At 50.1% G+C, this 23,113-nt stretch carries 34 protein-coding genes; 6 read left to right on the top strand and 28 right to left on the bottom strand.

Features of this window, described 5'->3' with window-relative positions; all coding sequences use genetic code 11:
• Positions 1–102: 102 nt before the first annotated feature.
• The 16 genes from N24_RS09165 to N24_RS09090 form a co-directional block, all read right to left on the bottom strand.
• On the bottom strand, positions 103–732 hold the full coding sequence (locus N24_RS09165; protein WP_096456285.1) for a hypothetical protein: 630 nt from the start codon (positions 730–732) through the stop codon (positions 103–105).
• Positions 733–945: 213 nt separating this feature from the next.
• Positions 946–1,734, bottom strand: coding sequence for a hypothetical protein (locus N24_RS09160; protein WP_096456283.1), 789 nt, complete (start codon positions 1,732–1,734; stop codon positions 946–948).
• 40 nt (positions 1,735–1,774) lie between these two features.
• Positions 1,775–2,491, bottom strand: a complete 717-nt coding sequence (locus tag N24_RS09155) for a hypothetical protein (protein WP_096456281.1) — start codon at positions 2,489–2,491, stop codon at positions 1,775–1,777.
• 17 nt (positions 2,492–2,508) lie between these two features.
• Positions 2,509–2,931: a hypothetical protein gene (locus tag N24_RS09150; RefSeq protein ID WP_096456279.1), complete on the bottom strand. Its 423-nt coding sequence runs from the start codon at positions 2,929–2,931 to the stop codon at positions 2,509–2,511.
• Positions 2,932–2,988: 57 nt separating this feature from the next.
• The gene (locus N24_RS09145; protein WP_096456277.1) at positions 2,989–3,603 is read right to left on the bottom strand and encodes a hypothetical protein; all 615 of its coding nucleotides are present in this window, start codon (positions 3,601–3,603) and stop codon (positions 2,989–2,991) included.
• Between the two features lie 124 nt (positions 3,604–3,727).
• Positions 3,728–4,153 (bottom strand): hypothetical protein, encoded by a 426-nt coding sequence (locus N24_RS16585; RefSeq protein ID WP_231910951.1) that lies wholly within the window; start codon positions 4,151–4,153, stop codon positions 3,728–3,730.
• Between the two features lie 203 nt (positions 4,154–4,356).
• Positions 4,357–4,632 (bottom strand): hypothetical protein, encoded by a 276-nt coding sequence (locus N24_RS09135; protein ID WP_096456275.1) that lies wholly within the window; start codon positions 4,630–4,632, stop codon positions 4,357–4,359.
• A 21-nt stretch (positions 4,633–4,653) separates the two neighbouring features.
• The gene (locus N24_RS09130; RefSeq protein ID WP_096456273.1) at positions 4,654–5,046 is read right to left on the bottom strand and encodes a hypothetical protein; all 393 of its coding nucleotides are present in this window, start codon (positions 5,044–5,046) and stop codon (positions 4,654–4,656) included.
• A 119-nt stretch (positions 5,047–5,165) separates the two neighbouring features.
• Positions 5,166–5,633 (bottom strand): hypothetical protein, encoded by a 468-nt coding sequence (locus tag N24_RS09125; protein WP_096456271.1) that lies wholly within the window; start codon positions 5,631–5,633, stop codon positions 5,166–5,168.
• 379 nt (positions 5,634–6,012) lie between these two features.
• Complete coding sequence (locus tag N24_RS09120) at positions 6,013–7,251, bottom strand: hypothetical protein (RefSeq protein WP_096456269.1); 1,239 nt, start codon at positions 7,249–7,251, stop codon at positions 6,013–6,015.
• Positions 7,252–7,253: 2 nt separating this feature from the next.
• The gene (locus N24_RS09115; protein WP_157736416.1) at positions 7,254–7,616 is read right to left on the bottom strand and encodes a hypothetical protein; all 363 of its coding nucleotides are present in this window, start codon (positions 7,614–7,616) and stop codon (positions 7,254–7,256) included.
• An 11-nt stretch (positions 7,617–7,627) separates the two neighbouring features.
• On the bottom strand, positions 7,628–7,885 hold the full coding sequence (locus tag N24_RS09110; RefSeq protein WP_096456265.1) for a hypothetical protein: 258 nt from the start codon (positions 7,883–7,885) through the stop codon (positions 7,628–7,630).
• A 209-nt stretch (positions 7,886–8,094) separates the two neighbouring features.
• Positions 8,095–8,565 carry a hypothetical protein gene (locus tag N24_RS09105; protein ID WP_096456263.1) on the bottom strand — a complete coding sequence of 157 codons (471 nt, stop codon included), beginning with the start codon at positions 8,563–8,565 and terminating at the stop codon, positions 8,095–8,097.
• A gap of 112 nt (positions 8,566–8,677) precedes the next feature.
• Positions 8,678–9,163 carry a hypothetical protein gene (locus N24_RS09100; RefSeq protein ID WP_096456261.1) on the bottom strand — a complete coding sequence of 162 codons (486 nt, stop codon included), beginning with the start codon at positions 9,161–9,163 and terminating at the stop codon, positions 8,678–8,680.
• Positions 9,164–9,168: 5 nt separating this feature from the next.
• Positions 9,169–9,807, bottom strand: a complete 639-nt coding sequence (locus N24_RS09095) for a hypothetical protein (RefSeq protein ID WP_096456258.1) — start codon at positions 9,805–9,807, stop codon at positions 9,169–9,171.
• A gap of 204 nt (positions 9,808–10,011) precedes the next feature.
• Complete coding sequence (locus N24_RS09090) at positions 10,012–10,545, bottom strand: putative Ig domain-containing protein (RefSeq protein ID WP_096456256.1); 534 nt, start codon at positions 10,543–10,545, stop codon at positions 10,012–10,014.
• A gap of 308 nt (positions 10,546–10,853) precedes the next feature.
• Between N24_RS09090 and N24_RS09085 the strand changes: the two genes are divergently transcribed.
• On the top strand, positions 10,854–11,279 hold the full coding sequence (locus N24_RS09085; RefSeq protein WP_096456254.1) for a hypothetical protein: 426 nt from the start codon (positions 10,854–10,856) through the stop codon (positions 11,277–11,279).
• A 52-nt stretch (positions 11,280–11,331) separates the two neighbouring features.
• Here N24_RS09085 and N24_RS09080 read toward each other — a convergent pair whose 3' ends face one another.
• From N24_RS09080 to N24_RS09060, 6 genes are all read right to left on the bottom strand, one after another.
• A complete protein-coding gene (locus tag N24_RS09080; RefSeq protein WP_231910950.1) occupies positions 11,332–11,931 on the bottom strand; it encodes a hypothetical protein in 600 nt (199 codons plus the stop codon).
• A 39-nt stretch (positions 11,932–11,970) separates the two neighbouring features.
• Entirely contained in the window at positions 11,971–12,384 is a 414-nt protein-coding gene (locus N24_RS09075; protein ID WP_096456250.1) for a hypothetical protein, read from the bottom strand.
• Between the two features lie 20 nt (positions 12,385–12,404).
• Entirely contained in the window at positions 12,405–12,815 is a 411-nt protein-coding gene (locus N24_RS09070) for a hypothetical protein (RefSeq protein ID WP_231910949.1), read from the bottom strand.
• Between the two features lie 132 nt (positions 12,816–12,947).
• Positions 12,948–13,079: a hypothetical protein gene (locus N24_RS16665; RefSeq protein ID WP_269457461.1), complete on the bottom strand. Its 132-nt coding sequence runs from the start codon at positions 13,077–13,079 to the stop codon at positions 12,948–12,950.
• A gap of 187 nt (positions 13,080–13,266) precedes the next feature.
• A complete protein-coding gene (locus N24_RS16580) occupies positions 13,267–14,484 on the bottom strand; it encodes a hypothetical protein (protein WP_231910947.1) in 1,218 nt (405 codons plus the stop codon).
• Positions 14,485–14,628: 144 nt separating this feature from the next.
• On the bottom strand, positions 14,629–15,201 hold the full coding sequence (locus N24_RS09060) for an SLOG family protein (protein WP_096456246.1): 573 nt from the start codon (positions 15,199–15,201) through the stop codon (positions 14,629–14,631).
• A gap of 214 nt (positions 15,202–15,415) precedes the next feature.
• Between N24_RS09060 and N24_RS09055 the strand changes: the two genes are divergently transcribed.
• The 4 genes from N24_RS09055 (at position 15,416) to N24_RS16260 (ending at position 17,899) form a co-directional block, all read left to right on the top strand.
• Positions 15,416–15,946, top strand: a complete 531-nt coding sequence (locus N24_RS09055) for a hypothetical protein (RefSeq protein WP_096456244.1) — start codon at positions 15,416–15,418, stop codon at positions 15,944–15,946.
• Positions 15,947–15,963: 17 nt separating this feature from the next.
• Positions 15,964–16,518: a hypothetical protein gene (locus N24_RS09050; RefSeq protein WP_096456242.1), complete on the top strand. Its 555-nt coding sequence runs from the start codon at positions 15,964–15,966 to the stop codon at positions 16,516–16,518.
• Between the two features lie 41 nt (positions 16,519–16,559).
• Positions 16,560–17,444: a hypothetical protein gene (locus tag N24_RS09045; protein WP_096456240.1), complete on the top strand. Its 885-nt coding sequence runs from the start codon at positions 16,560–16,562 to the stop codon at positions 17,442–17,444.
• 236 nt (positions 17,445–17,680) lie between these two features.
• Positions 17,681–17,899, top strand: a complete 219-nt coding sequence (locus tag N24_RS16260; RefSeq protein WP_157736415.1) for a hypothetical protein — start codon at positions 17,681–17,683, stop codon at positions 17,897–17,899.
• Between the two features lie 35 nt (positions 17,900–17,934).
• On the opposite strand, the gene N24_RS09040 is transcribed toward N24_RS16260, so the two are convergent.
• The 6 genes from N24_RS09040 to N24_RS09015 form a co-directional block, all read right to left on the bottom strand.
• The gene (locus N24_RS09040) at positions 17,935–18,342 is read right to left on the bottom strand and encodes a hypothetical protein (protein WP_096456238.1); all 408 of its coding nucleotides are present in this window, start codon (positions 18,340–18,342) and stop codon (positions 17,935–17,937) included.
• A gap of 2 nt (positions 18,343–18,344) precedes the next feature.
• Positions 18,345–18,866, bottom strand: a complete 522-nt coding sequence (locus tag N24_RS09035; RefSeq protein WP_096456236.1) for a hypothetical protein — start codon at positions 18,864–18,866, stop codon at positions 18,345–18,347.
• A gap of 76 nt (positions 18,867–18,942) precedes the next feature.
• Positions 18,943–19,755, bottom strand: coding sequence for a GIY-YIG nuclease family protein (locus N24_RS09030; protein ID WP_096456233.1), 813 nt, complete (start codon positions 19,753–19,755; stop codon positions 18,943–18,945).
• A gap of 155 nt (positions 19,756–19,910) precedes the next feature.
• Positions 19,911–20,141, bottom strand: coding sequence for a hypothetical protein (locus N24_RS09025; protein ID WP_096456231.1), 231 nt, complete (start codon positions 20,139–20,141; stop codon positions 19,911–19,913).
• A 39-nt stretch (positions 20,142–20,180) separates the two neighbouring features.
• Entirely contained in the window at positions 20,181–20,372 is a 192-nt protein-coding gene (locus N24_RS09020) for a hypothetical protein (protein WP_096456229.1), read from the bottom strand.
• Between the two features lie 6 nt (positions 20,373–20,378).
• A complete protein-coding gene (locus N24_RS09015) occupies positions 20,379–20,870 on the bottom strand; it encodes a hypothetical protein (RefSeq protein ID WP_096456227.1) in 492 nt (163 codons plus the stop codon).
• Positions 20,871–21,188: 318 nt separating this feature from the next.
• Between N24_RS09015 and N24_RS09010 the strand changes: the two genes are divergently transcribed.
• Positions 21,189–23,111 carry a hypothetical protein gene (locus tag N24_RS09010; RefSeq protein ID WP_096456225.1) on the top strand — a complete coding sequence of 641 codons (1,923 nt, stop codon included), beginning with the start codon at positions 21,189–21,191 and terminating at the stop codon, positions 23,109–23,111.
• Positions 23,112–23,113 lie beyond the last annotated feature (2 nt).

Genomic DNA, 23,113 nt, shown 5'->3' with positions numbered 1-23,113 from the left:
TAGTTGTGGGGAGAATAAGAACAAGCCCCGCGCACGTGATGTGCACAGGGCTTGTTGATGATGATGTGGATTTTCAGCTACGTCACTATTAGCTGCGAGCATCTACGCTTCTGCGATGTAGTACATGGATACTTTGTCGATGGTGTAGGGATCTACCAGCGGGTACTTGTTTAGGTCTGGTTTGAAGGTCAGGGCGTTGCTGCGAGAGTCGAGCTGATTGGTGTATACAACTTTTTCCCCATCGACAACACCAATGCTTAAGCCTTCTGGGATACGGGCGTTCTCGTCATTGATGTCGGTGATAAAGGTAAAACCTGCTTCGTCGATAGCAACATCGCCATAGTTCACGCCGTAGGTGTTGTGCGGGGATTCGTAGGCGGGGCTTACTGAGATATGCAGGAATAGTCGTGATCCAGTGTCTTCATCACGGTTGAACGTGTTGCAGATGACACCAAGTTCTACGTCGCCCTCATCATTGACCCAGGTGGCGAGTGCGAAGCGCTTGGGGAGGCCAAGGTGCTGGCCGACCTCTAGTGCACGCTGATATTGGTATTCAGGGTTTCCACGGCGGGCAACATCATCTGCCATGAAGCGAAGCTGTTCCACAGCGTCTTCAAAAATAAGTGCGGAGTCGCCGGTGGGTATGAGTGCAACAAGATTGTTAATAGCGGTGTTCAGAGTGTCGATCGGGGAGCCGTTAATGTCGATGGGGGTATAGGTGCGTTCAGACATGAGTTGGAGGCTTTCTTGTGTTGTTGTGGGGTACTTTTAGTGGCATACCCACTGAATATGCTGGGGATTTTTTTACTCATCAACAAACGGGGTGCTGAATTTCTCAGCACCCCGTTTGTGTGGTTTTAAGCGTTCACATACCCCGCCGAACACAGCTTTGCTGTGGTTGTCTTGCCCGTGTCTGCACTTGTGCTTGTGCCTGCAGCCTCAGACTTAGCTCAAGAACAGGAACTGATCAGGCTTGGCATAGGTCTGGGCAGCACCACCCTCGAAGGTGGTGAGAACAAGGTGGTCGCCAATGTCATTGGTGGCACGCGTAACGAGCACAGTGCCAAAACGTGGGTGGCTTGCGAGTGCTAGTTCTTCAGGCAGACCGGCAGCGCTTTGATCACGTGCGACGCGGATGTTAGCCGGATCATAGGTAGTAATGCACAGATTGGCGTTGCCGCCTTGTTGCCCAGCCCAAAGATCAGGTTCTGAGACATAAGCCCAGAATGCGACATAATTACCTTGAGCAGATTCACGCATAAATCCAATCAGGGTGTGCATGTGATCATCATGATCCTGCTCGATAATGATCATGCCTGCTGGCAGTGGTAGAGACCGCTCTGGTTCTGACACAGTACGGAATTGAGATCCTGGTGTGGGCTGATCGGTAAGCATGATGATCACGTCGATAAAGGCATCAACAGGGACTTTTTTGCGTCCGTGGGCTTTGTTACCGAAGGTGCGGGTTACATGCATGACATCTTTTAAGTTGATGGGGCGTGCTGCTAACTCGGGATGCATGATGATTCCGCCGAACTCTCGGTATGACTCTTTAGGTCGGTTAGCGAGCTGCAGCAATAGATCGACCACAGCATCGAGTCGAACAGCGTTTACGGGTTTGGCCGTTGACAAGTGGGTCAAACGGCTAAGCGTGTGGGAAACATCAGCGATAATCAACATGGGAACGGCGCTGATGGGGCGCACGGTGTATCCAGGGGATGTGGTTGTAGACATAGTTGTTGAGTCGTCCTTTCGGGGTAGTTACAGAGAGTTTTTACTGTGCTGCGTTATTATTTTCGGCAATAACAGCATCAGACTCTTTAGCGTTGCGGTAGCGGCGAATCGCATCGGAAATGGCAAAGCACGCAGTGATGAAATGATGATCAAAGACAGAGAAGTCACCCTCCCAGTAGAGGTCTTGACCAAGCACCTCGATAGAGCTCTCTCTGCTTGCCCAGTCGCGAGCAGAGTGTTCGTCCTCGGCGTAATACACAGCACTGCTGCAAAATTCTTCAACGCTGAAGGTAGGATGCGGGTGATTGTGGAGATCTTCATAATCTTGCGTGTATTCTTCAGCACTCTGACGGATTTGGTGCATAAAACTATGCGGGGAGTATTTCTTCTCCACACCGCGCTGAGCGTGACCGAGTTTTTCGCGCCAGTAGTCAGGATTAATCTGCGGCATGGCCTCCGCATCTGATGCATAGGGGGTAAAGAAGTCGAACATATCGTGCAGGCGTGCGAAGGTGAATCCGTCACCAATATCGCCGGCTATAGCGAGATGCCCAGGCCACGTAATGATGTCCCAGCTGAAAATAGCGGTACCGGGCTGTGCTACACGAAGATGACGGTAGACGCCATCATCATGGAGAATGGTGAGCTCATGATCGCGGGTCTCTTCCTTGAAGAACTCCCAGGAGCGTTCTAGTGATGGATCTTCTTTAGCGATACCAAAGTCATAGGTATGTGTGGAATTAGTTGGTGACGTCAAGGGTGTCTATCCTTTTTCTAGCGTGGTCGAGGAAAATAACCGTGACCTGAATACTTTGATGCGTCGGACTCTAGGTGTAGATCACCGAGTGTTGATCTAGTAACAGCCTTAGCACCAGCAACAGCCCACTCGGGTACAGCAAAGTCGCTGAGATGCATGTCAATGTCGGGGACTGTTTCACTAAACCAGTAATAGATGTCTTGTAGCGCCTGATCTGCATTAGCGCCACCGAATTTTTGTAGATGATCGTTGATTTCTTCGCGGGTAATAGGCTCAATGGAGCTGCCATGAGTGCGCTCTAGCTCATCATCTTGAAGGCGTATAAGCTCAACGATGATGCCGTCGCGACGTGCGGATTCATGGGGATAAAGCTCGTCAAAAATGCAGGAGCCATCATGGAACAGCTGGCCGAGAAAGATTCTATTGTTGCCGGTGGACATGGGTATATTCCTTAGAAGTGTGCGCGTGTGCGTGGGTGGTGTTTTTACACAGCGTGCTTAGACAGAGTGGCCGGTGCGCTGTTGTAGGTAGAGCCTGGCTAATGCGAGGGAATCAAAAGGCACGTCATCGACGCTGCCGTCATTGTGCTCAAGCACAGTAGAGGAATTGCAATCAATCCAATCTTGGATAGCTGCAATGTCGAGTTCTTCCATTGACTCAAGATCAGCCCCTGGCTGGGCCTTAAGTAGAGTGCGCATCATGTCGGACTTCATGTCATAGGCCAAGGTGTCGATGACATATTCATTGAGGCGCTCTAGTTCAAGCTCGCTGTAGTGCGTATCGTCAAAGACAGCGTTGTTGTTCAAGGTGTCGAGCACATCGAGTATTTCTTGAGCTAGTTCTGGATCACCTTCGAGCAGGTCAATAGGGGTGTAGATCTCAGAGACAAAGGCGCGATCCTTGCGCTGCACGCTGTACGGTAGCAGGCCGTTAAGGTGCTCTTTGACGGTGATGAGATTGGAATCGGCATGGGTGTCCTGCGTCATGGCATCAGCGGAGATGATGATAAACGCTGGGTTGGCGGAGTAACCGGTACGGACCACGGTGGCGGCAGGCCAGGTATCAGTGAACTTGTGGCGGTAGTTGGTGCGAAGTTCGTCAAAAGCAGACATGGTGGTGTTCTTTCTGTAGTAATAAGAAAAAAAGTATGAAAAAAGCACATCACCCTCTTGGCGTGATGCGAGAGGGTGATGTGCTGGTGTGGGTGAAACGAAGCGAAAAGTAGTGGGTGAAGCGTTAAAGGACCAGCTCAGCAGGTGTTGCGGTGCCGGTATGAACAGCAGATTCAGCAGTAACACTAGATCGGATATAGAGGTGCTGTCCGGTACGAGTGTTTGGTGTGCGCACTGCGACTACAGCACCAAAGGTGGTGTGTTCAGCGAGAGTGAGCTGCGTCGGCAGTGTGCTGTTGGGTTCAACAGTGAGTGTGTCAGCAGGAACCGCAAGCGCATATGCAGTGTTGTTACTTAAGCATAAGATGGTGTGGCGCCCGAAGCGATCAGCTGCGCGGGACGCAACGACAGTTAATGCTGCGCGGTGTGGATTTGGTGTATAAGCACACAGCATCATGGTTGCGGGGAGTTGATGGGTGGCTTTGGTGGCGGTCAGGTCAGTAGTTGGGGCAGAGGTAACGGTACGTACAGCAGTGGGTTGAACAGACATCGCAGAGTGTTCTTTCTTAGTGGGTGTTGACGAACCTTATGTTTTCTAGTTTATGCAGGTTAAGAGGAATTTTCGAGCGGGTTTTAACGAGCCCAGCGGGGTGATGTGGCGAGCTCACACATCACCCCGACAGCAGCTGTGCTGCTGTATCGCTTGTCTTTTTTTGGGGTGGGGCACAGAAAAGGGCACAGAAAAGTGAGTGTTTAAGCCCGTGGCAGCACGAGGGTTTTCTTAATTGGTTGTGGTGCGAGACCGATCGGTGAATCTTTGCGGAGATACGGGAATACTTCAGTGGTGCTTGCAGTAGACAACCCAGATCCATCGTGAGCAATTAGCAGGCAGATCTGATTTTCTTGGTTGATGCTGTGGATCAAATATTGCTCATTATTGTGTTGCGCGAGCATCCAGGTGAAATCCTGCGGAGCGTTGATGAAATCTTTCAGCAGGTCATAGAGCGAATATGGCGATGGTGTAGTCATAGCGAGTGCTCTTTCAGAAGGCTAGATGAAGGTCAATGAGGATTTATGCACAGTGATGATGTGCGCATCAACAATTTTCCAGGTGTCACGCGGATCGACAAAGATGGCTGGGTAAATGTTTTCGGCGTATTGATGATTTGCGGTGCTGACGATCATGCGACCCCACGCAGGATGCTGAACGAGTCGAAATTCTGCCGGCAAATCAACGTTGGTGGCGTTGTGGACTCGGACGTCTTGCCATTCGGTCAATTTTTCAGGGGTTATGTCAAATGACTCTGAGGTGGTGAGCACGCTGGTGACATGTGGGGTGTTTTCGTTGGAGGACGTCACTACAAGACCGTGCTCAGGGTGGTCGTACAGCGCTAAACCCTCTGGAAGTGGCTCGGGTAGGGAGGCAGATTCAGAATTAGACATGATGAACGGCTTCTTTCTTAAAGTGTGGGGATCATGGATCAGATCTCACCATCTGCACTGATGTACTGATGTATAGGCGCACAGGTCGTGCAGATGGAGTAGCTAGGTGAATATAGCTGTTAGTCTGAGATGATCTGGGTCAGTGGTCGATGGGCATTGAGGTGGTTGTCGAAGGTGACATGATTGTAAAAGCCCCGCATATAACTCGCACCTGGGGTGATGATTGGTTGCATGTATTGCTTGGTAAGAGCAACAACAGCTGTGGCATCTTCTGGTGCATCAGATTCATCGAGTGGCACTGCAATAGCGGAGCCAAATTCACGTGATGGCTTGATGGGGTAGTGGACGTAGTATTCCCAGGGCACATAGGTAGAGCGACCAACGATGAGGAAGTTTTCCCCATCGGAGACATAGAGGTAGGACACGATAGGGGTCACGCCGGCGAGACGTGGCATGTAGAACACACGGTAGTCAGTGGTGCTGAGCAGTAGCTCTGCGAGTTCTCGTGCATCGACCGTAAGGTCAGTAACAGCGCTGAGTGTCTTTGGTTCGACGTGAACAGTGATAGGTGTAGGGGATTCGAACATGATAAAGCTCTCTTTTTTTAGAGGTGTACGGGTGCGGGTAGGGGGAGATGTTGGTAGGTGTGCAAAACACCCCTTCAAGCAGGGCTTCAAGGGGTGTCGGATACAGCAGATACAGCGCGCGGTGGGGTTTAATTATCAGAAAACGAAGGTGGGTACACCGTAGGTACGGTGGATGTAGTTTTCGGAGTGTTCAGATACGGGTGGGAAAACCTTTCTTTTAGGTTGGTTGTTGATGCGGTGCACGGGGCTTGAGTGCCAGGTAAACAAGCCCCGTGCGATTGTCACGGGTTCACCCGAATGCAGCTGTGCTGCATTTTTGTGGGCGCTGCGTTGGTACGCAGCAGCACCTAGGGCACAGTGTCGAGACCACCCACCAGTCCTACAACTGCGAGCTGTTGCTGACAGCACGCGAGAACCCACCCTGTGCAAACACACTGGTCAGGCGATTATCTGGATTGGAGGTGTAGTGCCTAATGAAATCAACGAGATAGCCGGTGCGGTAGACATCAGTAGCAAAGAGCCCAGACATCGCCACAGGATTGACTTCGACGACAACTGGGAGGTTGTTATCAGCATCCCAGGCAACATCGAGACACAGATAATCATCCAACGGGGGGTCGAATGGGGAGTCTTTACTAGGGTTGTCATAGACAGCTCGTGCAACTGTGTTGGCGAAATCATGCAGCGCGAGCACGACTCTCATGGCGTCTGCGGTAATGGGCAGAATCTCACCGCCGCTAGTGCGACGGGCTTGGATGCGGAGATCAGGGCAACCCGGAGCAGTGTCGAGATTGACATTAAGTGGGGTGTGGTGATCAATATTGGCAGCAGAAGTAATAACTTTCCCGTTTTTGGTGAAGCAGCGGTATTCGCTGTGCATGGTGATCTTTTCTTGCACAAGAATGGTGACAGTGCTGCGGTGACTCAGTGTTGACATAAGCCAATCATCGAAAAACTCAAAGTAGTCGTTGGTACACAGCAGCTGGGAACCGTCATCATTGAGGGTAACTTCTAGCAGCGGGTGTTTGTCCTCAAGGACTTTGAGCAGGAACGGGTCACCTGGCTGATTCGTCATTGTTTTGAGGAGTCGGATAACGTGAGCTTCTGCGGTGTGTGCATCATCCTCTTTCACGGTGAGTTGGCGGAATGCGCGACGAAGACCAGCACGAATAGCGCTGTTGGTGGGATAGCAGTGCGTAGTATCACGCGGAAACAGCACTCCGTTGCGGTTGGTTGACACACCGCCGACATGAAACACATGCACATCAGGAAGCGACAGCAATGCGTGCAGGTCAACGATGTTATCTGGGCCGGTTGCCTTGGGACTGAGTGCAAGAACCTGCGAGTTGTTCTTGTTGATAACAACGTTCTCCGCACCAACGGCTACAACAGCAGCGTGCAATTTAAAGAGATCTTCAACAGTGTTTTCATAGTCTGGTTGTAGACCGGTGCGGTTGTCATAGAGCAGATCGGCAGCGTGCTCTGCGAGTTCTAATGAGGTTTTAAGATCAGGGTCACCCATGATCTGTGCGAAAACGTACATGTCGGTGACTGCGCAATGGTGCAGCGCACGCACAGTGACAGAGACGATGGTGCGAGGCTGAGTGGATATGGTCATGGTTAGCTCTCTTTCTGGTCTTTGAGTTGAGCGAGTTCTTGGCGGGCTGCAGCAAGTTCTGCCTGCAGATCCTTATAGCTTGGCTGCTCGCGCTTTTGAACAATCTTGTGAATAGTGGATTGAAAGTCTTCTAAGATGCGCTGTGACTGTCGCAGGCCATCCTCCACACCAGCACGATAAGCATCCCGGCGAAGTTCATGAAGTTTTGGGTAACGTGAGTTTTTACTACTAAAAAGCCAGTGGTCACCGCTATAAATGTTCAAAGATTCTTGTTGAAGAAGCTCAAGGGAATGCATCGAAGAGTTCAGGACAATTTCAGTGGATTTAGGGTCGTTGAGGTAGTTCAGAACGTGCTGTTCGTACATGGACGGCATGATCATGCGCTCTTTTCTTCAGCGTAGAGATCACTGTGGAGATTAGAGTTAGTTTTTTGGGCGGTTTTAAGAACGTGCAGCGGCTCTGGCACAGTTGGTTGGTCAGGGTGGTCTTGGTGGTAGGTAGCAGGCTGTGGCGCGTGGGGATAGTTCTTGATGTAGATAACAGCAAGAGTGAGCAGGCAAGCAGTGATGCCGACAAAGACAAGCCCTTGGGCAGATTCGACAACATCAAGGACAGCGTTAAGTGCGTTAAGCATGGTGAGGGGTACTTTCTGTGTTGTTGAGTAAGCTGTATGCCTGCGAGTGCAGGCACAGCGAGGATTCACATATGCTCCCGAACGCAGCTGTGCTGTCGTTGTCTTGTGCTTTTAAGGTGTGTGCACGAGAAAAGCGGGGCCAGAAAAAAGAAAGCCCTCAGACAAAACCTGGTGCGTTTTGTCTGAGGGCTTGGATAGTGGTGTGGAATCTAGGCGCTGTGAAGAATTCTGGTTTTGATCCTGACGCCGAGAATATCTTCACTGTCGAAGTCGCCATTAATCCCGAACATGGACCACTTGGCGTAAAAAGGGTTATCCGCGTGGGGCAATTTCATCAGCGGCACAGGGTAGTTGCTGTCGTCGCAGATAATAGATCCGATGGCAAGCTCGTCAAGTACAGATTCGTGCACTGCGTAGGTTTTGAAGATATTGTGTTTGTTTGAGAGATCATCAGGCGCATAGAGCACAGTTGTTGCTATGTCGGCCATTTCTTCATTGGTGTAGCGCTTGAGCACATCGAGGTCTTTGAGGCCCGGATAAGAGGTGCGCACCCAATCGTCAGACGTTGTTTTAAAGAAGGTCTGCGTTAGGTCTGCTTCGCTGTGGAGTTTCTGTACAAAGGTGCCAGCGAGTTGTGTCGCGTAGTCGGTGGTCGAGGTCAGTTGCTGCTGAGCGTTCATGGCGGAAAACCTTTCTTAACGGTCGTGTACGAGTTGCGGTGCAGGGAGATACAGGGGAAAAACCCCTTAAGCGGGTACTTAAGGGGTTATGTGGTGGTTTTGCTGTGCGGATTTATTGCGCAGGCGCGTCAGTCGGCTCTGTTGCTTCGGTGGCATTTGTAGTTTTTGCGGAGTCTGGGGTGCCTGCATTATTTGTCGGCATGGGGATAATGCCGTCTGCAGGGACTTTGTTGTCCCAATCGCAGGACATGGCAAGCCCTCCGGCGTAGCCCTTTTTATCCCAGTCGCGGATGCAGAGTACATATTGCCCATCAGGGAGCAGGACATACCTTAGCTGAAGTGGATCTTGAGAAGAGTATTTATCAAACGCGGTGCCAAACTGTTGCGGCGTGAAGGTCTCAATGTCTTGAACATGGCGTTTCGGAGGTGCATCGGTATCGGCGCCGTTGCTGCTGTCTTCAATGGCTTGTGCCACAGTGTTGGTGGCTGGCGCATGAGCAGCAGTATCGGAATCAGCGGTAGTGTCAGGCATAGGTCCGCACGCGGTTGCAGTGAGTGCCACAAGTACAGCAAGGGCAGAAACAATAGTCTTTTTCATCGTTGTTATCCTTCGATTTTTTCGCGCATCTTTTCAGCCGCGATCAGTGAGCTATAGAGAACAGAGAAAAGATCCTCATCAAGTGTGGGGTCTTGTCGTATGTTGCCCTCATCGTTGTAGGCCACATAGTGTTCAACAGTGAGGATGCCGGCGATAGATTTCTTTTCAGTGTCTACGAGGTCATCTATGGTGAGCATCTCAGGCATCTCTTCGCCGTCCCAGTGGGGTTCGCGGATTAGTGCTGGATCAATGTTGTGGACATCGGCGTAGGGGAGTTGGATCTCGTAGTTGGTGAACATAACAATGGCATAGGCAATATCGAAGCCTTTGGCGTAGCAGTGCCTCTGTTTGCCGTCTTTGTCTTTGACTAGCGCGGTGATGACTTGATTGTCGAATTGACCCGAGCGACCCAGGAGTAGATCGGGCTGGGTGTACTCGTTGGCAGCACTGTATTGGTAGCGACTAGAGGCAAGGCGGGAAAGAATGCGGGTGCGCGCATCAGTAAGCACCTCAGGGGTAAGTGCATCAATCATGGGTTGGGTGAGTGGCAGTTTGTTGACGATGCCGTTACGTGCTTGATCATCAGAGTGGTGTGTCCATGTGGAGCATTCTTCGCCGATACCAAAGTTGATTTTCTGGGACATGGGTATGACCTCTTTCTGGGATTGTGCACGGTTGGGGTGCGAGGTGTGGCAAGAGTTTGTCACACCTGTATCCGAACGCAGCTGTGCTGTCGTTGTCTTTCTAAAGAATTTGTGTGCGCACATAAAAAACAACCCCTGTAGTGCATAAAGGTGCAGTACAAGGGTTGTTTAAAAGGTGGTGCTTTTTCGAGGTGCTAGTGAGAACTAGAAACCAAAGATGGAGCCCCACAAGGTCCAGTCGAAGGTGGACTTCGGCAGGGTAGGAGACTTCGGAGTAGTTGGGGTAGTCACCTGTGGAGTAGATGGCTTTGGAGTAGATGGTGTGGTGGTGGTTGGAGCAGTGCTTGCTGGGACTGCTACAACAGTGAAGTAGCGAACAGTCTTGTTGCCGTAGGCATCAACGACATGTACCTCAGGAGTCCAGACATCAACCTCGGTTGGGGTACCGTACAGCATCTTCTTGTTTGCGTCGTACTTTAACCAGGATGGCATGTACTTGAAGGTCACAGTGTATGCGGACTGATCGGAGATGGTGAGGTACTGAGGCTTGATTGGTTCACCAACCTTGCCAGGAACGTCAACGACATAGGACACGTATGGGGCAGTGGTGTCTACTGCTGCTGCCGCCTGTGGAGCAGTGCCGGCAAGTGCACCGGTAGCCATAATAGTTGCTGCGAGAATACCCATACCGAGCTTGCGTGCACGAGTGTTGCGGGTGAGGGTCTGAGAAGCCTTCATGAGGAAGACGCCTTTCTGTAGAAAGTGGCGAGGTTTTTGCCGGAGAAACTTCTGTATTTTACTTTAAAGAAACCCCAACAAAGTTTGTGACTTTCATTTAAGTCACAAGATAGAAGTATAGCTAAAGTCATTAAAATATGTGTATTTCGATACAGAAACTTTTGGGTGAATAGCTTGAATAAATTATTGGGAATATAGTGCACAATATTTGTTGGTTTTATTCGCAAGGGTGGTCTAAATTTTTACTACTGTGTCGTGCCCACCGGATACACTTGAGGTAATACAGTTACGAGGCTAGGGAGTATGTGATGAGCATTTCGCCGAAGAATTCCGGCACACCAAATGAGAACACCGCAGCAGCGCAGGTCGCAGCGAATCTGGCTGATTTATCAGCGCAGGCTACAGCGTCCATGGACGAAACTAATGAGCAGGTCATCAAGAGTAACGAGCATATCTCTGATGCTTATTTGGCGGATATTCAGGCCAGTCGAGAGATGTGGGCAAAAATTGCGCTCGATCCGAATCAATCTGAAGAAACTAGGAAGGAGGCTCGGGAGAATATGGCAGGGTTAGATGAGAACGCTCGTGAGCACGATAAAGACAACAAGGGTTTGTTGGAGAAGTTAGTGAAAAACAAAGCAGAGCTCATCGGGACTGTTGCGGTTGCAACCTTGGGTGTAGTGGCAGCCATTGCTACCAATGGCAAGATACCGATGATTCAGTTGAAAAAATAACCCCTACACAGACTGGACATCAGTCTATGTAGGGGTTTGCGTGGTGTGATTTCTAGCGTGCACGTAGTGCTGCTAGCTTGTTGACGGTGTTAATGTGCTGATCGAAGATATAAGCTTTCTCATGCTCACCGTCATGACGACTTACAAAAGCGTTGGCACCTAAGTACTCAAGCAGGCTCTTAATCTCGTCATCAGATACCGCAGCGGGTGCAGCTTCAGTGCGCGGGTCAACAGCAGGAGTAGAGGTGGAGCGCGCAGGCAGGTTGATGATTTCCTCGTAACCCCATGGATACTGTGCGGGCACAATATAGATGCCACCGTCCTCAAGGCGCGCATCAGGAGATTTAGCCATACTGCGAGGGTAGTAGGCGTTGTCTGGAATGCGCCACTGCTCCTCGGTGTAGTATTTGCCAGAATCCTTAATGCGTACGACTCGTGCCGTTGCAGGTACATTGTCGGTGGCACGAGCTGTTGCAATGCGTTGAATATCGGCAGCTGCTTTCGCTAGAACATAGGCAGCTTCTTGGTTAGCTTTGAGTTCGGGGTAGTTGGCCTTGCGGAACTCATCTTGTGCAGCTTGGTCGAGTGCTGCGATCGCTGTCTCATCGAAAGCGGTGATTTGAGCCACAAGGGTCTTAGCAGTGTTGTACATGGTTATGTGCTCTTTTCTTGGGTGAGTGCGAATGTAGTTTTAAGCCTGTTTGATGATGGCTGGTTTAAACCACGGTGCTTGTTCAGGAACGACAATGATGCAGCTGCCAGTGCCGACGCCAGTGTTGATTTCGCGGTAGTCGGGAGAGTCTTTCATACCCTCGGCATCAATGGCGGTGTCAGGGATACGCCACTGTTCCTGGCCGCAACTTAAGCCCGCTTCATTGAAAAACTGCACTGTAGCGCGCTCTGGCATGAGGGTGTCGCTGAGTCGAGCCTCTTCGATGCGCCTGAGCTCTGTGACAGTATTACTGAGAAGTACTGCAGCAGAGTACGTCGAACTTTCATCATTAGTTACTGCTGCGTATTGGATTGTTGCCGCGACAGTATCTAATTCATTAAGCGCCTCTGCGTCTCGGTTGGCGAGTTTCTTGATGAATTCCTCATTGGACATGATGGTGCTCTACTTTCTGATCAGTTCGCTTTAATGAGTCCTGGGAAGCCCCAGGGGTATTGAGATTCGACCAGGACGAGTCGGTTCTTCAGTCTGTTTTCATCGAAATCTGGCGAACGTAGCATGTCGAACGGAGTGATCGCCTTTTCTGGAATGCGCCACTGTTCTTCGGTGTCGTAGCCGCCGTCTTCCTTAAGCAGGATCACAGTGGCATGAGCGGGTACACCGTTTGGATTACTCTGCGCCTTGTTGATGCGGCGCACATTCTGGACCAGTTCGGACATGGCGAGGTTGCGTTCAAAAGTGGCTTTGAACTGGTTTTTGGGGAGTTCGCGGGTGAGGGTTAATTCATCGGTGACGCGTCGTTCTAGCTCGTTGAGTGCTGCGTCGTCTCCACTAATGAGATCAGCAACAAGCTCTTTAATGGTCATAGGGTTACTTTTGAAAGCTTTGAACATGGTGGTCTCTTTTCTTGTGAAAAATTAACCCCTGCACGGTGGTGCTGGTAGGGCAGCAGTGCAGGAGCGAAAGTGTGGTGAAAGGGTATGGAAAAGTGTGCTGATCTAGAACACTTCGGAGTATCCGCAGTCGCTGCAGATGTGGGTGGTGGGGTCAATAAGCAACAGACCTCGGCTAGCACCACGACCAACAACATCAACGACAGTCATTTCTTCAGAGCAATTTGGGCAGTTCATGATGATCTCCTTTTAAGAGCTTGAGATGGACAGATCTTTGTTCATGAGTTCTCCCGAACGCAGCTTTGCTGTCGTTGTTTTTTGTGTTTTTTGTGCCTGTTGCCGGCACCGGTGTGCGACAGGCACAGCGGGTAGAGCAAAAAAGAAACCCCAAGGGAATTTCCTTGGGGTTTCGGTGATGCGTGTTTTAGCTGAGAGCACTTGCTGTTCGGGTGCTGTACACACCCGTTGGATAGTCTCGATCAAAGCTGATGTTGTGCTCGTCATAGTCAATGACCAGCTGGTTGGCGAAGTCATTAATGACGCTCGGTTCGACGGTGGCGTACTCGTCAGTAACAGTGAGCAGCTCAGAAAGCGCCGACTCGCACATCAACGCCATATCAATGAGGTAGAAATCCTCACCGTTTTTCATGATGTCTACCGACCACTGACCCTGCAGACCCTGTGCACGAAGCGTCGGAAGTAGTGCAGTAATACGTGCAATGACATCATCGCGGTGCACATGAAACTTGTTCATGAGGTTGTCTTTATGAGCACGGTAGGTGTGGTAATCATCGTTGATGTGGCCGAATCCAGCACCAACATCACTTGAGGCCAAGGCAAGAGCCTTCTCCATCACTGACGGGTGCCAATACGGGGTAATACCCAGTAAACGTGGCTCAGACTCACCGGTAGTCGGATCGCAGTGATCAAGGTCGATAAAGGCGCGGTATTCAGTACGCAGCGGCATACCGTGATAGATGGTCGGGTTATCTTCTGTGTCCTCGATGTACTCGCGGACAACAAGATCAACACTCTCGCCGGCACCAAGCATCATGGCGATGTTGTTGACGACCTGGAAGTATTCACCCATTTCTTCTGGCTCAGAGCACCGGGCATTAGCGAATTCAAACTTGCAGGAAAACGTGCCAGTCTTGATGAAGTAGGTGGTATCAGACTTGAGCTCAAAGACAGTGCTGATGATGTCGTTGAACATGGCACGGCTGGCTGGCGTGGTGTCCTGATATTGGATGCGGATGTACTGGGCTAGCTCAATAGGTAGGCGCCAAATGGTGGTTTCCGGGATGAGAAAGGCTGCGGGTGTCGCAGCACTGTTTGCTGCGACCACTTTAGGCAACCAATGCGCCATAGAGTTCGGGTTGTGCGCGAAGCGCTCATAGAGATCTTCAGTGAGGTCTGAGACCGACGCGGTGCGGTGAAACAGGCCGTGAAATTGCTTGCGCATGAATTGATCGGAGACGCTGGCAGGATCAGTGGAGTAGAACATCTGGGAAATCTCGTTGAGGGTGTCATCAACAGGCAACCCATCGGTACGCATGAGTTTTCCTGGGGCAAATTGCACAAGATCTGCTGGTACGGGGTCAGTGGGCTGAAACAGCGCGAGCATATCTTTGGTGGGGAACATAGTGTGTGAGTCTCCTTGGGTGGACGTGGGCGTCAGTAGTTGATCAGGCATGTCCCCGAACGCAGCTGTGCTGTCGTTGGAATCTTTTAATCAGCGCGAGCAAAAAGAAACCCCAAGGGAACGTCCCTTGGGGTGTGTAGAGCTTTAAACCAGATCCTCTGGATGAATCTTAAAGACCTGCTTAGACATGCTTTCTGCTTCTTTCACAGCGTGCGCTGTGCCACCTGTGTGTGAATCCTTGTTGATGACAGCAATCACCAAATCACACGCCTTGATCATTCCTGTGTTGCGCTTCATGAGCACGCTCGGATGATAAACCTCGCCGTAGAGATTGACGTGATCTGCCTGCTGCACCAGCTGTGCCCATTGCTGTTGATCCTTTGCCTGCCACTTGGAGGGCTGCGTCAACAGCGGCACTTCAGCAACAAAAGAGAACCTCCCTGGATAGGCACGCTGCAAAGCTGTGATGACATACGCCCACACTGTGTCTGCACCGAGCGCCATGCCAGAGTGCAGCACGAAGTGGCTGTGATGCGCTAGACCGCGCTCCATGATGGCGTATAAGCGCTGATAGAGCGCGTGATAAAACGGATGATTGTCATCGTAGCCACCAGGCAGCGACTTGGGGCGATGCCCGGTGAGCGCTACATGAAAAGAACCTTCAGGCCATGGCTGTGTGCGCTGTGGAAGTGTGTGCTGCGTGAGTTGCTGCTGCATTTTGTGCTCCTTGACTCTGAACTGTCATTGACTGTGCTTCAAGGATCTCTCCGAACGCAGCTGTGCTGTCGTTGGATGATCGAGCGGCAGCGAGCACCGGGTTTTAGTTTGTTTATGCATATTAAATTGAATAATTAGCTATAGTTTGGAATGGGTATAGAAAATGTGATTCTTACTCGCGTGTCTATTGTCTATTTTTTGAGTGGTGTTTTCTGTGAGTGGTAAACAAGTAGTTAGCTCGAATGTTCTTTGTGATGAGTATATGAAATTAGTGGGTTTTATTTGCCATAATTACAGTCTTTATATAGAGGGGAAATTGCAAGATCTTGCGCTCACAGTAGAGAGGTCATCATCGCATACAGAGCGAAATCGCCTATTGGGTCAGCAAAGGGATGGGAAGCAGCAACGGAAGTCAATTGAGAATATGCGTGAAATTCTCGATTCACATGTGGAGCGTTTTTCTGGGTTTTTTGATGAGATTTCGAAATTTGTGGATTTAAGAAATAAATATGCACATGCTCATCTCGTGTTAGATGATGGTGCTGTTTGTGTGCAGCATTTACCGCACATGAATCATCGAGATGCTGGTGCTGTCATTCAGATGGATACCGCTTTATTTGAGATGAGGGATGGGCTTAATTCTTTTAAACCCTTCAGTGATGTTATTGAGAGTATGTGTCGAGAGGCAGAGAAGAACATTGGCCCGGACACGGGTTTTCGAATCAGCAAGAAGACGAAAGATTAAGTGGTCCGGTTAGCACGATGACTCATGTTCCACTTGCAACGGCCTTTGCTGAGTTGCGACAAGATCGCTTAACAACGATTGACCGCTATGAGTATTTCCGTAGCAAGCTGCCGTTTAAGATTGGGACTGTGCAGCTTGAGGTGGAGAAAATCGGCCGTAAGTACATGGTTGACAAGCAACGTTTAGAGCTGTTTAGAGCACAAGCAACCGTCGAGAAAGCTGCGACCAAGCTGGTCGAAGATGCCAAAAATGAAGCGCTGAAGATGCGAAAGGATTTTGTGCGTGAGCAGTACTATAAGCGCATTTTACTGAACAATTCTGCCGGCTTGTACCGAGTAGAAAATGCGGATTTTCATGTTGTGCCGGTCGGGTATGACATTGGCGACCCTTATTATGGGTCAGCTGCTAAGGGTGTTTGGGTCTGTAGCCACTGCTTCGATCGTGCACGAGAGCTTTATGACAAAGACCCTTGTACTAGGTGTGAAAATTGGAGCGGTTGCCGTCGAAACTGCACCTTTAGCGGCGTGGTCTGCGATGCCTGCGGTACCAGTAAAATCATTTGCGCGGTTTAAAGTGTGGATAAATGATTTCCTTATAAGGGGTTGATGATTGAATGGATAAGTTAGATGTTGTAGCGTTTATCATCTCTATAGTTGCGGTTTTTGTCACTATTTTTGCGACATATCAAACTAAAAAGCAGATGGATTTCGCTCAACGGGATGCACGCGCAAACGCTGTCTCTGGTGTTGTGAGTGCGTTACCAAGTGGAGTCAACTCATTGGATTATGTTAAGCGATTGTCGGTCTCAGGGTTCCAGGGCGCTAAAGAGCTCGGGGTCGATCTTTGCACGTTGTTGGAGGCGTATCCATCTGCACATGATGATTTGCGTGAATCTCTTATTACTACTGAGCTTTCCAATTGGGTCGTAAAGCCAAAGTCGAAGCGAGATATATCTGACTTAGTAGGTCAGTTGAAAATATCAAGTAAGCTGCGCGAGATTAAACCAGTCTTGGATGAGGCATTAGGAGATGCTCGTGATGTCTACAAGTCAAAGTTTGGTGTTGAAAAGGTTCGAATAGTAGAAGAGTTTGAGAAATCTGGCGTAATTAACTCAGATGATAATTATGAAAACCAGCAACGTGATGATGAACTCGAACGGATTCGTTTGAAGATCTCTAAAGATACCCACCTCACTTTATTAATGAGTATTTGCGGGGAAGTAATTGCACATGCGCAGGATGGTTCGTGGCCGAGGGGTTCTGAGCATGCATTCAAAGAGTGGCTGAATGAAGCAGCGGATGTATGGGAAGCCCGCATCGAGGGTACAGATGTTGAGCCATATCTTCAGCAGATGGGTGATGAGCTGGTGATGCGCTATGCATTACCTGTTTACAAGTATGATGCAGTGCGCACTTTTCTTGGGCTATCTACTGTTAACGAGTTGAAGGTACGGCTTCCTGCAAAGAATGAACTGTTAAAATTCCAGCAAGAAGAATGAATAATTATTATTAATCCAGAAAAGAATAAGTCCTGCAATAATTTTCTGTAAGAGATTAAAAAACACCACCCCTGCACTGTGCTGATAAAACAGCTGTGTAGGGGTGGTGTTATGCGTATTAAGTTAGGGTCACAGAGATTGTTCGGGTGACCCCGAGGACCAAGTGTACAAGGGTGCGCGTAAGAAAACAGAGGAATGCCCAAAACAGTTTTACTATCACGCGCTATAATTAGCACATGGTTTCTAAAACTAATGACGCGCAGTGGGTTGAGCGGCACCCGGAGCAGTGCCCCAATGGGCACACATGGATCACTGAATCAGGGAAAACGAAAGCCCATGCGTTTTTACCGGGTTGGGAATCAGGTCTTGTGGAAGGCCATCGCACCTGGACATGTACGCAGTGCTATGGGGTTATTCATGCAGAGGTTGGTGCGAGCTTGTTGTACAAGATCTGATTAGTTGCACTATTCGGAGTGGTTGTGGTTGACCATTAAACGCTGCGATCAGCCACAACCTGTTCAACAGCTGTCTTTGCACATAATGCACTGTAGAGACAGAACACGAGGCTGGTGCCGAAGCCGAGCACAATGAGTCCGTCAAAAGTTGTGGTAGGACGGTCAAAATTGGATGGCAGCGCATCGAATAAGTAGAGCGTTGTGCACAGTGTCACTAGACCGATTAGTGCGTAGAAAACAATGGCTGCAGCAGGTTTTATCACTGTGTTCAAAGCTTCAGTGATACGTTGCTGGGCGGAAAACAAAGCCACAGAGAACAGCGCAGCGTAAGCAAATGCAGCAAGTGTTTTTACGACCCCGTAGTTAAGCGTGAAGATATATACAGTGCTCACGGCAGCAATGACGGTGAGTGCAGTAAGCGTTTTGATGTGTTTGTGCAGCATGATTAGTCTTTCTTTTCTCGAACAAGTGTGATGATGGTGCGGATAATCTGCGCGAGGGCCTCGTAGAAGAGCACTGCAACAAAGACCAGGGCAATAACAAGCAGCGCATCGGGCATAGATGTCGCGGTGTTGTTGGGGTCCTGTGCACGGTTGATCAACAAGTTCATGAAGACGTAGAAAAATCCTAGGCTGAATAGAATTCCTAGAATATGGACACCAATCAGTACTGCTGGCTTGATGGTGATCTCGTAGTGGGTAGTAAAGAGGGACTTAATGGCGCTGATGCTGACATTACATAACAGTGCGAAGACAAAGATTGTTGCGATGGTGGGGATCATGGGTTCTTGGGTAGTAAGAAACCGCACGAGCATGGTGGCACTGATCAGCGTGAACGTCACTGCTGTACCGAGCACAATGATGCTGGTAGGAATATGTGAGAGCACGCCATAGTGCTCCGGGATCAGTGTGTCGGACTTAGCTTGCGCGACAGCACGACGTTGAATAAGTGGCTGTTTTTTAGTCATATGGAATGTCTTTCGTGCGTAGAAAAACCCTGCTCATGCGTACAATCAGCAGGGTTTAAGGGGTCTGTCTTGGTTCTTAATTAGCGTTAAGACCGTGTTTAATGGTGTCGAGGGCACGCTTGAAATGCTTTTCGGCAGCGTTGATGACACTTGTTGGTGTTGCTGGATCAAAGACGCGCAGCAAGGAAAACTGAAATGAGTCGGGTTTAAGCTGTCTGAGCTTTGCATTTCCGCCATGGCCGGTGGTGGCGTAGCTAGTCCACCGCTGATAGATGTTTTCTGAGCCTTCGGCTTTGCCAACGTAGTGGCGACCGGTACGGGTGTCGGTAATTAGATAGATACCTTTAACGGAACTCAGTGCTGTGCGCCAGGAGGCGAAAGTTGGCTCACGTATCACTGCCTGAAGTTGAGGGTAACTTAGAATAAGTTGATCGAAGCCCGGAAAGGCGATGGGCTCGGCATCAGCAATTGTTTCTACAGGGTAGCGAGCTACAGTGGTACCTTTTACCCACCAGGTGCGGGCTGAATCCCAACCAATAACGAGTCTGCCGGCAAGATCACTTAAGAGGTCAGTTTCGGTGAGCTGGAATATTCTCCGTACACCGTCATTGCTTGTTTCACCATGGTTTTCTACGACTCTCCATAGGCGAGCTTGCCGCCCGCCCTCGCGGATAAATACCAGCCAGAAGCGCGGTGGATGCAGTGGGAACCTACGCGAATCACTTGACTGGTGGGAAGTGTAGGTAAGGATCTCTGCGTCTGTGGACGATGGGGTAATTCCAGTGGAGTTGGTGTCCTCATGGAGGGGGATGAAAACATGACGGATTGCTAGAGCATCGTTGGGGTCGATCCCAGTGGCCTGCAAAATTGATGCTAACGGCAATGTCATGGTTGATCTCGATTCTTAGGCTGGCGTGCATCGGTATTCGGTATAAGGGTAGCTACAGACGGTGTAATAGATAAGGGAAGACCCCGCTAACAGTTGTAGAGGTGTCTTAATTAAGGTCGGTTTGGTCGCAGTGAGTCGTTAAGGGGCACAAAATTCTACGTATTCCCGATAACATTCTCGACTACGGTGAACACAACAGCATCATCAGTGACAGTGACATGTGCCCAATCATCTGTCGCGGTGTCAAGACCAAGACTTTTGGCGGTGTCTTCAGCCATGGCGCAGGCGACATAGATTTCTGAAATGGTGGCGCCGGTGGCGTAGTTCACTGGCACAGTGAAGCGGTGTTCGTGCACGGTGTGGGTTGATACTCGAACAGTGGTCATGGGGTGGCCCTTTCTTGTTTGCGTGTGAGGTGGCAGTAGTTAATTGAGCACAATCTCAGTACCGAAGATGGTGGGGGCGTGGAGAAAAGCTTGTAGTTCTTCTGTGTCCACTGGCTGATCAAGCAGCATGTCGAATTCTTCTAGTGCTGTAGCACCAAGCGGAAAAATGCGCTGATCGGTGAGATCTGAGTGCTCTGTGGGGGTTGTATGAGTAGGGCTGTGTTTCGTCATGGTGACTTAATCCTTGATGAGAATGTCTGAGGGTGCGATGGAGTGAGTGGCGCAATAGTTTGCGACAGTGGGGAATGTTTCTGATTCAAGTGCTGGTTTGCCTGTCGCAGGATCTGCTTTAAGCACGTGATCGGCGAGCAGAATGATAATGCCGTCTGGCTTGTCGGAGCTGAACGGATTGTCAGCACAGACATAATCAAGAAAATCTTGATGGGATTCGAATCGCTGTGGCACGAGGTCGAGCTCATCAAGGCGTGCAGCGTAGCCGGCAAACAGCTCATGAAGCGCGGGGTTCGCAACATCGAGTGCATAGAACAGATCGCTGTAGGGGTTGACAGTGATGTTGGCGCAGGCACCGGTGTCGCGGACAAAGAGCCAGTCTTCGGCAACCTCTGCGTGATTGGCACGGGTGAGGTCGCAGTCGGTGAGTGCAGCAGCGATCTCGCGCATCTGTGCGAGATCGAGTTTCTGCACAGTGGATGCAGAGTGAATAGTCATAGTTGTTTGAGTCCTTATATATAGAGGAATGATGTGGTGATCGGCTGGCAGTGGGCCTCAAGCGCACAGTAGTTCGCCCGTGAAGGGTGCCAAGAAAACACCACACCCGGTGTTCGTCCGAGCACAGCTCTGCTGTGCTTGTAGCGCTTGCCCTGATTACACCACCTGGGGTAATTATACTTTTTAAATTTAATAATAAACTATTAAAAATTGTCTTTACGCTGCTTCTATATTTGTGTTAGATTATTGATTGTGAAACTTATTCTAAGTTTCTTTTTAGTAAACTACTCAACTATTTAAAGGTGGTTTTTAGTGTCTATGAACAGTACTGCACGAGCAGTGGGGGTAGGTGTGGCTGCACGTGTGCAGGGCCGCACGGCACGACCAATTGCGCTGGCATTGGCTGCGACCGTTGCATTTAGCGGTCTTGCGGTCGCTGCACCTGATTCTGCTGTTGGTCACTTCGGTGTGGCGACTGCTTCTGCTGCAACCTTGGATGACAGCATCGTGACGAGTGTTTCCTATACCTTGAACGGACAGTCATTTACGAGCCCTGTTGAGCTGGGTATCAATGACAACGACAAGCGCGAAGAGCTTCTAGGCGACATCACCAACGGTGAATTGCGTCTGCAGATGGAGTTTGCGATCCCAGATTCGGCAACCACTGATGATAAATACGTCTTCAACCTCACTGGTGCGGGCTTCCGATTCTTCAATCAAAACGACCGCACTGTTTCGGTAACTAATGATGCAGGTGTTCGCGTCGCAGATCTTGTGGTGAGCGACAGTGGTACTCGCGGTACGTTGACGAACTTTAGTACAGCTGCTGGTACTACTTCTCGTACTGCGTCCATTGATATGGAGCTTTATGGGTGGGTGAGTGATGCCCAGCAGACCGGGGAGCAGTCGATTTATGAGTGGACTGTCGGCAAGACTGAGGGTCAGGTTGAGACTGTCGTATTTAACTATGGTGTAACCGGTCATCCATGGATTGTCAGTACGGTTGAGCATACGTGGGTTAAGGCAACGCAGTCTGTATCACATTTCAGCGCTATGCAGGACTGGAAGATTAATGAGCCACCGTCCATTGACATGAATGCATTGGGGTATGCAGCGCCACTTGGTATCGTCGTCGGTCATGCCAATATGACTCGCAGTGAGGTCAGCGGTGTGGGTTTCCGTGGAGCGCTTGTTAATACTGCGCCAGCCACTCGTGATGTTGTACTTACCTTTACAGCAGCAGAGGGGGCAACCTTGCGAGAACGTGCAGGTCGAGGCTTTGACGATTTCCAAGTTTTCTCGGCGGAACCAGTCGTAAAGGAAACGCCATCTCGTATTAGTTTTACCTATGGTAATTCATACAAGTATGACGAATTTGTCGCAGCCTTCCCTGATGTTGATGTAACCGCATGGGAGCCAACTGTCGTTTATTCAGCGGACAAGACCTCGGCAACAGTGACATTTAAGGATATTCCCTCGGATATTTCCTTTAGTTGGAGTGGCCTTGAAGCGGTGGAGCCATTTTCTCCCGGAAAGACCTTTGCTCATACGGTACAGGGGTCCGTAGGTGAACCTGTATTGGCTTTTTCTGTGACCAATAATTTCACTGAGGGTGAGACTTACGAGCATCGTCACGCGGATGATCTGCTTTCCGGTGGTGGCTTGTTTGATCCGAACCTTACCGATGAGGACGGCAATCTTCCTTCTGTCGATGATGGCGATGACGGTAAGGACGGATCAGATGGATCGGAAGGTCGAGACGGCGTTGTCGTCGTTGACGCTGTACAGAACGCTGATGGCACTGTAACTATCACTCTGTCCGATGACACCACACTCACTCTCGGTGCTGGTCAAGACGGCAAAGACGGTCTCGATGGGCTTGACGGTACCGGCCTGACGCTGGAATCTGCGACCACTGATGAGGATGGCAACATCACCTATGTTCTTTCTGACGGCACCGAGTTCACTGTGCGCAACGGTGTTGATGGGGCAGACGGCAAGGACGGCTCAGATGGAGTCGATGGTACCGATGGCGTAGACGGCACAGACGGTAAAGGTCTGGTTGAGGTTTCCCGTGTCACCAACGACAACGGCTCTGTGACCATTACTTATGAGGATGGCTCACAGATCACCACGCAGGCGACCCCAACGAACTGGTTGTCGAAGCTGCTTGATCTGCTTCTCCCGCTGTTTAACCTGCTGGGTCTTGGTGGCGGTTCCGTTATCAGTTCTAGTAAGTAGTT

This window comes from Corynebacterium suranareeae, assembly GCF_002355155.1.
GTDB lineage: Bacteria > Actinomycetota > Actinomycetes > Mycobacteriales > Mycobacteriaceae > Corynebacterium > Corynebacterium suranareeae.
This window is presented reverse-complemented; position numbering and strand designations above follow the sequence as displayed.